Origin of the sequence: Pseudomonas taetrolens, from assembly GCF_900475285.1 — a bacterium.
Classification (GTDB): Bacteria; Pseudomonadota; Gammaproteobacteria; order Pseudomonadales; family Pseudomonadaceae; genus Aquipseudomonas; species Aquipseudomonas taetrolens.
Map to the genome: position 1 here is coordinate 2,258,598 of NZ_LS483370.1, position 13,712 is coordinate 2,272,309.

General features: G+C 59.7%; 5 protein-coding genes. 1 reads left to right on the forward strand and 4 read right to left on the reverse strand.

The features are described 5' to 3' along the window. Positions 1-6 precede the first annotated feature (6 nt). The 3 genes from DQN55_RS10420 to DQN55_RS10430 form a co-directional block, all read right to left on the reverse strand. Positions 7-501 carry a DUF934 domain-containing protein gene (locus tag DQN55_RS10420; RefSeq protein ID WP_048380184.1) on the reverse strand — a complete coding sequence of 165 codons (495 nt, stop codon included), beginning with the start codon at positions 499-501 and terminating at the stop codon, positions 7-9. Further along, positions 485-2,143, reverse strand: a complete 1,659-nt coding sequence (locus tag DQN55_RS10425; RefSeq protein ID WP_048380182.1) for a nitrite/sulfite reductase — start codon at positions 2,141-2,143, stop codon at positions 485-487. Before DQN55_RS10425 ends, DQN55_RS10420 begins: the two co-directional genes overlap by 17 nt. 455 nt (positions 2,144-2,598) lie before the next feature. Further along, positions 2,599-2,814: a DUF2970 domain-containing protein gene (locus DQN55_RS10430; protein ID WP_048380180.1), complete on the reverse strand. Its 216-nt coding sequence runs from the start codon at positions 2,812-2,814 to the stop codon at positions 2,599-2,601. A gap of 160 nt (positions 2,815-2,974) precedes the next feature. On the opposite strand from DQN55_RS10430, the gene DQN55_RS10435 reads away from it, so the two are divergent. Beyond that, complete coding sequence (locus tag DQN55_RS10435) at positions 2,975-9,931, forward strand: NEL-type E3 ubiquitin ligase domain-containing protein (protein ID WP_048380178.1); 6,957 nt, start codon at positions 2,975-2,977, stop codon at positions 9,929-9,931. Between the two features lie 57 nt (positions 9,932-9,988). On the opposite strand, the gene metH is transcribed toward DQN55_RS10435, so the two are convergent. After that, positions 9,989-13,699, reverse strand: coding sequence for a methionine synthase (metH, locus tag DQN55_RS10440; protein WP_048380176.1), 3,711 nt, complete (start codon positions 13,697-13,699; stop codon positions 9,989-9,991). Positions 13,700-13,712 lie beyond the last annotated feature (13 nt).

The following is a 13,712-nucleotide window of genomic DNA, read 5'->3' on the forward strand; positions in this document are numbered from 1 at the left end:
ACCGGCTTATCGCCGACGGAACAGTGGCATAGGCTCGTCAGATGACGATTGATAGGTCACTGAAAAGTCTTTCAGACCCTGCAAGGCCTCATACGGGTCCTTGTCGGGACGAATGGCAAATGCATCGAAGCCACAGCGGTGCAGGTAGAACAGTTGATCGCGCAGGACGTCGCCAATGGCCCGCAGTTCGCCTTTGTAACCGTAGCGGTCACGCAGCAGGCGGGCATTGGAGTAGCTGCGGCCGTCGGTGAAGGCCGGGAAATTCAAGGCGATCACCTGGAAACTGGCCACGTCGTCGCCAATTTCTTCGGCTTCTTCATCGCTGTCCAGCCATACGCCAAGGCCACCATCACGGGCTTTGAGTGCATGCCCGTGTTCACGCCACAGTACCAGCGGCACGATCAGGTCGTCGCAGTTGGAGATTTCGTCAAAGCTCGCGTCTTTTGGCAGCAAGTGCCAGGTTTCGTCGATGACTTCGTTGTTCTTAATTATTCGCTGCATAGACGCGCTCCTTGAAGGGATCGATGCCAATACGTTGATAGGTGTCGATGAAACGCTCGTTTTCGATACGTTTTTCAACGTAGACATCAATCAGCTTTTCAATCACATCCGGCATCGCATCCTGTGCGAACGAAGGACCGAGAATCTTGCCCAGGCTGGCATCGCGACTGGCGCTGCCGCCCAGGGAAACCTGATAGAACTCGGCGCCTTTTTTGTCGACGCCCAGAATACCGATATGCCCGACGTGGTGGTGACCACAGGCGTTCATGCAACCGGAAATGTTCAGGTCCAGTTCGCCGATGTCGAACAGGTAGTCGAGGTCGTCGAAGCGGCGCTGGATCGATTCGGCAATCGGAATCGACTTGGCGTTGGCCAGGGAGCAGAAGTCGCCGCCGGGGCAGCAGATGATGTCCGTCAGCAAACCGATGTTGGGCGTGGCAAATCCTTGCTCGCGCAGCTCGCCCCACATGGCGAACAGCTGGCTTTGCTCAACATCGGCCAGGATGATGTTTTGCTCGTGGGAGGTGCGTAACTGGCCAAAACTGTAGCGATCGGCCATGTCGGCGATGCCGTCCCATTGCTTGTCGGTCACATCGCCTGGCGCTACGCCAGTCGGCTTGAGCGACAGGGTAACAGCGACATAGCCCGGCTTTTTGTGGGCCAGGGTATTGCGCGTGCGCCAGCGGGCAAAGCCCGGGTGCTGCTGGTCGAGCTCAGCCAGTTCAGCGCTGAAATCCGGCAGGGTCTTGTAGTCCGGGTCGACGAAGTGCCGGGCAATACGCTGGACTTCGGCTTCGGTCAGTGTGTTCGAGCCGCCGCGCAAGTGAACCATCTCGGATTCGACACGCTCGGCGAACACTTCAGGCGTCAATGCCTTGACCAGAATCTTGATCCGCGCCTTGTACTTGTTGTCCCGGCGGCCGTAGCGGTTGTAAACCCGCAGGATGGCTTCGAGGTAGCTCAGCAAGTCTTGCCACGGCAGGAATTCATTGATGAAAGCGCCGATGACCGGGGTACGGCCCAGACCGCCACCGACCAGGACGCGGAAGCCCAGCTCGCCGGCTTCGTTGTGCACCGGCTCCAGGCCGATGTCATGCACTTCAATGGCGGCGCGGTCAGAGGAAGAACCGTTGATCGCGATTTTGAATTTGCGAGGCAGGTAGGCGAACTCGGGGTGGAAGGTAGTCCATTGACGGACGATTTCGCACCAAGGGCGCGAGTCGATCGCTTCATCGGCTGCAACGCCCGCGAACTGGTCGGTGGTGACGTTGCGCAGGCAGTTGCCGCTGGTTTGAATGGCGTGCATCTGCACGGTCGCCAATTCTTCCAGGATGTCCGGAATGTCTTCCAGTGCCGGCCAGTTGAATTGCACGTTCTGGCGGGTACTGATGTGGGCATAGCCCTTGTCATAATCGCGAGCGATCTTTGCCATCATTCGCGCCTGGCGCGAGGTCAACTGACCATAAGGCACAGCCACGCGCAGCATGGGCGCAAAGCGCTGGACATAAAGGCCATTTTGCAGGCGCAGGGGGCGGAACTCTTCTTCGCTCAGCTCACCGGCCAGATAGCGTCGGGTCTGATCCCGGAACTGCTTGACGCGGTCCTCGATGATCCGCTGATCGTACTCGTCATATACGTACATATAGGTCCTGTTCTCAGGCTGCTAACAGCTTATCTGCGCGCACGGCCGCGCACTCCCCACGGAGCAAGGCACGATACCAGTTTGTAGTTATGCGCAAAAGTGATGTTTAAGCATATGCAAAGAACAAAAACGACTAAAAAACCAGGTGACTCAAACACTTACTTGTCGAAAGGTCATTGCTGGACTTTACTGGTTTGAAGTCTTCAAGCAATCACCCATAAAACCGAAAAGAGGCGATGCGATGAGTACTCCCGTCAAGGCGCGTAAAAGCGACAGCAAGGTCGATGCATGGGCCATCCTTTTACTGATCATTCTGGTGGTGTCGACTGCGGTGTTTTGGGTCAGCCATCAATAACTCTCTCATGACCGCCTGATTCACAGATAACCGGGTTTCCCGGGGAATCAGGCACTGACCTGCATCCTGCGGGTTGTTTCGCGTGCCCGCAGCAAAGCGTTTATACGCCCGCCAGGTGCAGGATCAGCTTGACGATGGCGAACAGTGTCAACGCGAAAATGGTCGTGAACACAAGCCCCAGGATCAGGAAGTGGCCGGGTTTTCCGTGTGTAAAATCGCGGGTACGGTTTTTCGCGCTTTGCACACCAAACGCAGCGGCCACCACGCTGTGGAGCATTTGCCAGAACGTAGGCGGCTTGTTCTCTGGATCGTCCATGGAGCGCTTGAGCCTTGTGCCGGAACGAGGGTCTCCTCAGGATAGTCAATTTTTCGGGCGGTGCTGCCGCATCCTCTGTCTGCGATAACCCAGTACCTCTTTTCGCACCTCCAATCATGATGAATTGGTGTTCCTTCTCATGTCATAAGGAACATGCATCATGTCGGAACCCTCCCGAGCCTCTCACCAGGGGCTCCATGCCACCTTTATCAAGCAGCGGTTGCCCGGCTGGGTGGAACACCTTGCGGCACCGCATATCAAGGCGATGAGCCGCGGACGTGATCCTGTGCAGAGCTTCACGGCAGCCAATCCCGAGCTGTTTGCCCGGGCCGCACCCGAGTTGCGCCAGGCCTTGCTCGACAGTCAGGCCCGCCGTCAGGCTTCCCATCACACGCTGGCAGCGACACTCCAGGCGTTCAAGGGGATAAGCGAGTTTGCAAGACCATTGCTGATCGAGGCCTTGCGAAAAAAGTTCGGCCTGGATGTGGATGTCAATCAGACCCGGCTGTATCACCTGCATGCGCCCAACCGTAAAGAAGAGCAGACCCTGCTGCAGGCCGCATTGCGTAATTTTGAGGCCGGTGAGCGCTTCGATGAAGTCGCCCTGCAGGAAACCAGTGCGTTGGCACCTGCCGGTGCCCTGGAAAAACATTACCTCGGTGAACCTGACCGCTCCGGTACCGGGCCGGTGCGCTACCGCATTCGCGACAAGCTGCCAATCGATCCCGGCGCCTTTGCGCAGCTGTGCCGCGAGCTGGATCTGGGGCGCCAGTACCAGGATCATTTGCGCAGTGTGTTCGAGGCTCCCGACACTGCCGACCGTGTGCGCGAGCAGATGGTGGCGGCATACAAGGACAATCTGCGGGTCCAGACACACTTGGCGCACATCAAGTCGAACATCAGCGATTCGGCTTGCGCCACCTTGCTGTCTATTCTCGATGGCACTCCGGCGCCCACGCTCGATGGTCACCCGGTGGTCTACAGCCAGTTGCAACTATTGGGATCGGACTTGAGCGAGATCCTGATCATCGGTCCGTCGGTGCGCAATCTGGAAACGCTGTGGTATGACCTGGGAACCCTGGCGCTGCCGTTGCCTGCGCCCTTTGTCGGGCAAAACGGCTTTGATACGCGGATCATCGTCTATATCCCGGGCGATCCCGTGAGCCCGGTCAAGGAGCATGCCTCACTCAGTGCCTTTGTCGCGGACCTGTCGCGTAATTTGCGCACTGCGGACTATCAGCGGTTTTTCTCCGGGTTTGTAGCGCACGATCAATCGGCTGACTTTTTTCGTCGGCTCAAGGGGCAGCTCAAGGTCCGGCAATGGAACCCCAGCCCGGTGTATCCCGGCCCGCCCTACAACCCGGACGCGTTTGCGGGCGGGATCTATGAAGAGGTCTGGAACCCTCAGGTCGATTTGCGGGCCGTTGAGAACTTTCTGAGCACCGAAGCCTTCCATGAAGTCTACGACCGCCACCTGTCCCGAATGAAAGCCAATGCGCGCTTGCTGGCGGTGCCTGTGGCTGAAGTCGACCACAAGGCCTGGATCGCACGGCTTGAACATTTTGCCCAGTGGGGCCTGAACGTGCTGAATGTAGCGGCCTTCTTCGTCCCGGGGCTAGGGGAGGTGATGCTGGGAGTGACGGCAGTGCAGCTGTCGCTTGAGGTCTATCACGGCATTCAGGCCTGGCAGGTCGGGGATGCCGCACAGGCCTGGGGCTACCTGGAATCGTTCATGCTCAACGCGGCCTTTATGGCTGCGTTGGCCGGGGCGGGGGCCGCGACAAGAGCACCGGCAATCAAGCCCGACAGCCTGGTCAACCGTTTTGTCCGGGTTGAACTGCCCAACGGCCAGTCACGGCTCTGGAAGCCAGACCTGACGCCTTATCGCAGCGATGTGGTGCTGGACGAAAGTCGCGTCCCCAATGCCCAGGGGCAGTACGAAATCGAGGGCAGGGTGTTTATCCGCCAGGAGGGTCAGGTTTACGAAAAGACTTGGGATCCGAGCATTGAAGCGTGGCGGATCAAACACCCGACCGATCCGACTGCATACCAGCCGGTGCTGAAGCACAATCAGGCCGGTGCCTGGCGTCATGCGTTCGAGCGCCCTCTGGAATGGGATCGTCCGACCTTGCTGCGGCGTATGGGGCCTGTGGCAGAGCCTTTTACCGACCCGGAGCTGGAGCAAATCGCCGATATCAGCGGGATCGATGAGGACGCTCTGCGCAAGATGCACGTTGACCATGAGGCGCCGCCGCCATTGCTGGCGGAAGCGTTCCGCTTGTTCAAGACCGATCGGCAGGTCAACCAGTTGATCGAGCAGGCTCGAGCTGGAGAGCCGGTACCGGATAACCGTTACAACTATGTCCTGCCCATGGTGATCGACATGCCGGGCTGGCCCTTCGGGCGGGTCATCGAGGTCTTCGAGGACGCGGCCCTGACGGTCAAGCTCGATCAGTACGGCGTGGCACCAGGCCTGGTCAGGCCTGCCATCAGGGTGACAAGGGCCCAGGTTGCCAGCAGCCAGTTGCCCCAGCTGATTTTGACGGCGCTGGACGAGCAGGAAATCATCCGTTTGCTCGGGGACGAGGGGGCTCGGGTCGACAGCGAGCGTGTTGCAGTTTTCAGGGCGCACATCGCGGATTTCCTGCAGACTCAAAAAGCTTCGATTTTCGACAGTATTCATTTGGGTACGGAGCCTTCAATACCGGAGATGAGCGTACTGCGTCGCAACATGCCCGGGCTGTGCGTCGACGCTGCCCAGACACTGCTGAACGACGCTTCGGACATCGAGCGGGCGAGCCTGCGCGATCACCGGCGCATACCGTTGCGTCTGGCTGAAGAGGCCCGTGTGCTGGTGCAGCAGGGGCGATTGAGCCGGGCCTGTGCGGGCTTGTACCTGGACAGCCTGGGCTCGGCCGATAGCGACCGATTGGTGCTGCATGCTCTGGAAAAACTGCCGGGCTGGTCAGGCAGTCTGCGTGTTGAGGTGCGTGAAGGGCATGTGGGCGGACGTTTGCTTGACAGCATCGGCAGCGAAACCGCGCCTGCCCGCAAATACCTGGTCAGGCGCGGCAATCAGTTCCAGGCTTATGATGATGACGGCAACACACTGAACAGCGTGCCACGCACAGGTCGAAATCTGTTCGCATCGGTGATGCACGCCTTGCCCGATGATGTCCGCCAGGGTTTGGCGTTTCCTCATGTGGGCCAGGCGGCGGAGTTGCAGGTCGCCGTGGGCGATTATGCCATCGGGCACCGTACTGAAATGTCACGGGTGTTGGGCCAGCAACCGATCAAGCCCCGCTTCAGGGCGCCACAGCCGGGGTATACGGGCTACTTGCTCAGCGGTCGGGGCAGTGGGGTGCCGCGACTGGATGCATCGCTGGTTGCCAGGGTACGGGACACTTACCCGAACCTGAGTGACGCGGTGGCCACCGAATTTGTGCATGATCAGTTTCTTTCAGGCAAAACCGATCAGCAGGTGTACACCCTTTTAAACAACCGGGCCCGTGAACTGCAGGCGCTGAGCGACACACTCGATACATGGGTGGCCGCCTCGGGACGGTCGCAGGCATCGCGTCGCGCACTGGCCAGCAGGCTGATCGACTGCTGGCGTTCGACTCCGTGGCGAGGGCGGCCATCTGCAACATCTCTTGATCTGTCCGGCGCCGAGGGCCTGACGCCGCTGGCGGCAGACTTTTCCCATGTCAGGGCCCTTAAGCTGAACCTCGCCGAACTGACCGAACCTTCAGTGGCCGGGCTGCTACGACAATTTCCCGAGGCCAGCCGCCTCGATCTGTGGATGGGCCCTGACATGGCGTTGTCCGAATCGATCACGGGCCAGCGCCATATCACCGAGCTGCGGCTCGAAGGCATGTTCTCGCCAGCGTTGCAGGCTTCATTGAGTGCCATGCCGCACCTGGAAACGCTCAGCATCAGCGCTCGGATGGAGGCCCTCGATGTGAGCGCTCTACCTCAACTGCGTAGCCTGACGCTCAAGCATCTGATGCAGTGGCCGGACGGGGTTCTGCAATTGGAGCACCTGCAAAATCTGGATCTGCGCGGCAGCCCGATCAGCACGCTGCCGGAACCCTTGCTCGGCGGTCACGAGCGTGTCTGGCGGGGGCTGACGATGGACTGGGCAAGGCTGGATCACCAATCGTTCCTGTCGGCTTATCGCTTCTTGCGCGGTAATCCTGCGCACCTGGCTGACATTGAGCAGGTGGCGCAGACTTATTGGCAAAATGTATTGAAAAATCTGGTACTGGAACCCGACCAGCTCGATCAAGTGTTTTTCAGTCGTCCCAGAACCCGAGTAGTAGAAGGGTTTGCCCCGCGTGCTCTGGACGAGGGGGTATCCACAGAGGCGATGCTCGAGCGCGTCCGGCAGCTGCGTGAGGAAAAACAGGCATTGATACGGCAGCTGACCGAGTGGTGGCCTCGAGAGGTTCGGGTTGATCGCCAGCGAGTCGACATTGAGCACCGTCTTGAAGTTGCCAATCGTCTTCTGGGCGCTTGGCGTGATGGCATCCGCCTGCGCTTTGGTCCGGAGCAGGAGCTGTCGACGCAGACTGCGTTACGGAGCAGGCTGTACCTGTCAGGAGGGCGGCTGGGAGATCTGCCCGAGCTGTCCGTGGCGACGTATTCGCATATCCGGCACCTGGAACTGTCCGGTGCGCGGGTAGCGGAGCCCGTACTCAGCGCCTTTTTGCGTAACTTCCCACAGCTTCGGCAGCTGAATCTGGACTTTAACGGGCTGGTTGAGCTGCCGTCGGTCATCGATGAGTTGCCCCAACTGACCGAGCTGTTCGTGAACGTCAATGAGTTGCGCTACACCCCGGTCCTGCAGGCACGCTTGAGCCAGCTGAACTCGCTTGAAGTACTGGGCTTGCGCGGCAATCCGCTTGAACAACTCGACGTCAGTACGATGACCCGCCTGCGGGTACTGGATCTCGGGGCCACGGCCTTGCACGAATGGCCTGCGGGTGTTGAAGGGCTGTCATCGCTGCGCCGGCTCGACCTGGAGCGCAGTTCGATTACCTCGATTCCGCCGGCGCTGCGCAGCGGGCATGACGCTTTGGTGGCCATGACCAGTCTGCGCGGCTGCCCGCTGACAGAGGACGCGTTCATGCACCGCCAGCAAATCCTTGAGCGTTACTATGGCAGGTCGCTTGCGTCCGATCGAAGCAACTGGGGAACGCCACAGTATTACGCCCCCGTCGACAGCGAGTCGATGATCGAGTCGCATCTGCTGCCGGCATTGCCCAAGCCGGAGCCGGGGCAAGCCCTGACGGCCATTGAGCGTTTGAGCGAACTTGACCCCGTCATGGGCCGGGAGGAGGCGACCGGTATCATCGACAGGTTGCGGGGGCAGGGCCTGGACGCGGCAGGTATCGAGGCACAGCTCAGCGCCTGGCGCGAAGCGCATGAGGCCCTGACCGGTACGCTCAATCAATGGATCCTGACCAATGCCCACGACGTCGCGGGCGTCAGGGTTTCGGCGCTGAGTCGCCGACGTGCCGCAGACGCCATTCTGGGTTGTTGGCGGCAGGACATTCGCGCCGGGCTGCCCGAGGCCGGGGATGTGCTCGATCTGGCCGATATGCCGTTGGGGGACTTGCCAGCCTTGCCCTGGGTGTTCAATCAGGTAGGCACCTTGAACCTGCGCGCAGTGAAACTGAGCGAGCAGGGCTCCGATGGGTTTATCAGTGCGTTTCCGGCAGTGCGGCGGCTGGTGCTCGACAAGAACAATCTCGACAGCTTGCCTGCCGCCATTAATGGTATGCAGCGCCTTGAGCAACTCGAAGCCAGCGGCAATGAGCTGCTGATGAGCGAGGCCTTGCAGCAGCAGCTCGACAGCCTGTCCGGTCTTATCTCCCTCAATTTGTCGGACAACGCCTTGAACGCACTGGATGTGCGCGCCCTGTCCCGGCTCGAGAGCCTTGACCTGAAGAGCAACAACCTGACTGACTGGCCCGTCGGTGCCTTGCAGTCGACGACCCTCAAGACCCTGAACCTGTCGGGGAACCGCTTCACCACGATCCACGAAGAAATCCTATGGGCCAATGAAACCCGGATCCGGGCGCAGGCCATTGATCTGTCCGATAACCCTTTGACCCAAGCGTCGTTTGTGGCAATGCGCAACGTATTGATCGACGCCGACATCAACCTGGGTTATCGGCAGGATGAACTGGACCTGAATGTCTGGACGTCGTCCGAAGGGGAGATTTCCTCTGATGAAGACCTCGATACTTCGGGCGACGAAGAAGGGCTCAGTGAAGAACACCCCGGCCTGTGGTTGTCCGGCAAGGAAGTGGACCTGGCTGAAAAAACGGCCCAGTGGAATGCGCTCAAGGCACAGGACGACAGCCGGGCATTTTTCCACTTGCTCTCGCAACTGCAAGTCACCCAGGACTTTGCCGTGGCGCGGGATGACCTGACACGACGTGTCTGGAAAGTGATCGAAGCTGCTGGTAGCGATGAACAACTGCGCAAAGAGCTGTTTATCCGCGCCCGTTCGGGCTACACCTGCGGCGACGGGCGCATCCTGTTGTTCAGTGATCTGGAGGTCAAGGTGCTTGAGTTCAACGCCTTGAAGGCAGCCCCGAAGGAGGAGCAAGGTCGAGAACTGTTGAAACTGGCGCGCGGCATGTTTCGTCTGGGCAAGGTCGAAGAGATTGCCTTGGCTGCGAGCCGGCGCAACCCGAGGGTTGACCCGGCGGAGATTCGTCTGGCGTATCGCATCGGCTTGACCGAGCGCCTTGAATTGCCCGGTCAGCCCGCCGACATGCTGTACCAGAACCTGTCGCGGGTCATGCCGGAAGACATCAACGCGGCTTATGCTGAAGTGATCGAAGCCGAGCACGCGCCCGATTTCATGACTCAGCTGCTGGACCGGGAGTATTGGGTGAGGTACCTGAAGCGAAAATACCCCGCGCAGTTTGAAGCGGTGCAGCGGCGTCGGGATGTGAAGTTCGAAGCCCTGGAAGCACGGCATCCGGAGTTCGATGAAGGGCATTTCAATGCGCTGACAGCGCTCAAGCAAGAAACCACTGCCGAGGAAGGGCAACTGGTGCTGACGCTTTCACAGAGGGAGCGCGCCGAGATTGGTATCTAAAGACTGAAACGAAGCGCGGGTTTGTGTGCGCGTGCACACAAACCCGCAGTCCGCGGTTTAGTTGTCGTAACCCAGATTCGGGGCCAGCCAGCGTTCGGTGACGCTCAGGTCCTGGCCCTTGCGTGCCGTGTAGCTGTCGATCTGGTCCTTGTCGACCTTGCCCACTGCAAAGTATTGCGCTTGCGGGTGAGCAAAGTACCAGCCGCTGACGGCTGCGGCCGGGAACATGGCGTAGTGTTCGGTCAGGAACACGCCGCTTTTGCCGGCACGCATTTCTTCGGCTTCGGGGTCGAGCAGCTTGAACAGCGTGCCCTTTTCGGTGTGATCCGGACAGGCCGGGTAGCCCGGGGCAGGGCGGATACCGCTGTATTGCTCCTTGATCAGTTCTTCATTGCCCAACTGCTCGTCTTTGGCGTAGCCCCAGTACTGCGTACGGACTTGCTGGTGCAGCCACTCGGCACAGGCTTCAGCCAGACGGTCGGCCAGGGCCTTGACCATGATCGAGTTGTAATCGTCGCCGGCATCCTGATAGGCCTTGGCCACTTCTTCGGCACCGATCCCGGCGGTGGTGATAAAGCCCCCCACGTAATCGGTCACGCCGCTGTCTTTTGGTGCCACAAAGTCGGCCAGCGAGAAGTTCGGCTTGCCATCGGTCTTGATGATTTGCTGGCGCAGGTGATGCAGTTTGGCCAATGGTTGGCCATCATCCCCGTACAGCTCCAGATCGTCATGGTTGACCTGATTGGCCGGCCAGAAACCGAAGACTGCGCGGGCACTGATCAGCTTCTCGTCGATCAGTTTGGCGAGCATTTCCCGGGCATCGGCATACAGCGCCGTGGCGGCTTCACCCACCACTTCGTCGGTGAGAATGCGCGGGAATTTGCCCGCCAGGTCCCACGAGATGAAGAACGGCGTCCAGTCGATGTATTCGGCCAATACCTTGAGGTCGATATTGTCCAGCACCTTGGCCCCAGTGAAGGTCGGCTTGACCGGCTGGTAGGTGTTCCAGTCGAACTGCGGTTTTTTCGCTACCGCAGCCGCGTAGCTCAAGCGCTCGGTGCGGGCGCTGCGGTTGGCGGTACGCTCGCGGACTTCAATGTACTCAAGGCGGGTTTTCTCGACGAAGCCGGCCTTCAGCTCTTTGGACAGCAACTGCGTGGCAACCCCCACGGCGCGCGAGGCGTCGGTGACGTAGATCACGGCATCGTTCTGGTACTTGGGTTCGATCTTGACCGCCGTGTGGGCCTTGGACGTGGTTGCGCCACCGATCATCAAGGGCAGGTGGAAGTCCTGACGCTGCATTTCGCGGGCGACATGCACCATTTCATCCAGCGAGGGTGTAATCAGGCCTGACAGGCCGATGATGTCGCACTTTTGCTCCTTGGCGACCTGGAGGATTTTTTCCGCCGGGACCATCACGCCGAGGTCAACGATGTCGTAGCCATTACAGCCGAGCACCACGCCGACGATGTTCTTGCCGATGTCGTGCACGTCGCCTTTGACCGTGGCCATCAGGATCTTGCCTTTAGCTTCCGGCTTGTCGCCTTTTTCCAGTTCGATGAACGGAATCAGGTGGGCCACGGCCTGTTTCATCACGCGGGCGGATTTCACCACCTGCGGCAGGAACATTTTGCCGGCACCAAACAGGTCGCCGACGATGTTCATGCCCGCCATCAGCGGCCCTTCGATCACTTCGATCGGGCGGGCGAAAGACAGGCGCGATTCTTCGGTGTCTTCAACGATATGGGTGGTGATGCCCTTGACCAGAGCATGCTCCAGGCGTTTGTTGACTTCCCAGCCACGCCACTCTTCGGTCTCCGCTTCCTTGACGCTGCCGTCGCCCTTGTACTTGTCGGCAATGGCCAGCAGGTTGTCGGTGGCGTCCGGGGTGCGGTTGAGCACCACGTCTTCCACGGCATCGCGCAGTTCGGCGGGGATCTGGTCGTAAATTTCCAGCTGGCCGGCGTTAACGATACCCATGGTCAGGCCATTGCGGATCGCATACAGCAAAAACACCGAGTGGATCGCTTCGCGCACCGGGTTGTTGCCGCGGAACGAGAACGACACGTTGGACACGCCACCCGACGTCAGGGCATACGGCAGCTCTTTGCGGATGTAGGCACACGCGTTGATGAAGTCCACAGCGTAGTTGTTGTGCTCTTCAATGCCGGTGGCCACGGCGAAGATGTTCGGGTCGAAGATGATGTCTTCCGGGGGGAAGCCCACTTCGTTGACCAGAATGTCGTACGAGCGTTTGCAGATTTCTTTTTTGCGCGCTTCGGTGTCGGCCTGGCCGGCTTCGTCGAAGGCCATCACCACCACCGCAGCGCCATAGCGCTTGCACAGTTTGGCGTGATAGATGAACTGCTCGACGCCTTCTTTCATGCTGATCGAGTTGACGATGCCCTTGCCCTGAATGCACTTGAGGCCGGCTTCGATCACTTCCCACTTGGAGGAGTCGATCATGATCGGCACCCGGGAGATGTCCGGTTCGCCGGCAATCAGGTTGAGGAAGGTGACCATGGCCTTCTTCGAGTCGAGCATGCCCTCGTCCATGTTGATGTCGATGATTTGCGCACCGGCTTCAACCTGTTGCAACGCGACTTCAAGGGCTTCGGTGTAGTTGTCCTCACGGATCAGGCGGGCAAAACGCGCCGAACCTGTGATGTTGGTACGTTCACCGACGTTAACGAACAGTGACGAACGATCGATGGTGAACGGTTCCAGGCCCGAAAGACGGCAGGCCTTGGGGATATCCGGGATCTGGCGCGGTGCATAACCGGCCACGGCCTTGGCAATGGCCTCGATGTGGCCTGGCGTGGTGCCGCAGCAGCCACCGACGATATTCAGGAAGCCGCTTTGGGCGAACTCTTCAATGACCTTGGCGGTTTCGGCAGGCAGTTCGTCGTATTCGCCAAACTCGTTCGGCAGGCCCGCGTTGGGGTGAGCCGACACGTAGGTGCTGGCCTTGTTCGACAGCTCTTCGAGGTAGGGACGCAACTCCCGGGCACCGAGGGCGCAGTTCAGGCCGACCGAGATCGGTTTGGCGTGGGCGATGGAGTTCCAGAAGGCTTCGGTGGTCTGGCCCGACAGTGTGCGGCCGGAAGCATCGGTAATGGTGCCGGAGATCATGATCGGCAACTCGACACCCAGCGCTTCAAATACGCCCTGCACCGCGAAAATGGCGGCCTTGGCGTTGAGCGTATCGAAAATGGTTTCGATCAGGATCAGGTCGGCGCCGCCTTCGATGAGGCCTTTGGTGGCTTCGGTGTAGTTGTCCACCAGTTCATCGAACGTGACGTTGCGATAGCCCGGGTTGTTCACATCCGGTGACAACGAGCAGGTGCGGCTGGTCGGGCCGAGCACGCCGGCGACAAAACGCGGCTTGTCCGGGGTTTCCAGGGTTTTGGCGTCGGCCACCTTGCGGGCCAGGCGTGCGCCTTCTACGTTGAGTTCGTAGGCAAGCGATTGCATGCCGTAGTCGGCCTGGGAAACCTGGGTGGCGTTGAAGGTGTTGGTTTCGAGAATATCGGCACCGGCATCCAGATACGCCTTCTCAATGGCACCGATGACATCGGGGCGGCTGAGGATCAAAAGGTCGTTGTTGCCTTTGACATCGCTCGGCCAGTCGGCGAAGCGTGTGCCACGATAGTCGTGTTCCTCTAGGCGGTAGCTTTGGATCATAGTGCCCATGCCGCCATCGAGAATCAGAATGCGCTCTTTGAGGGCGTGCTGAAGTGCTTGGAGACGAGCGCTGCGGTCAGACATAGGACTACCTGTT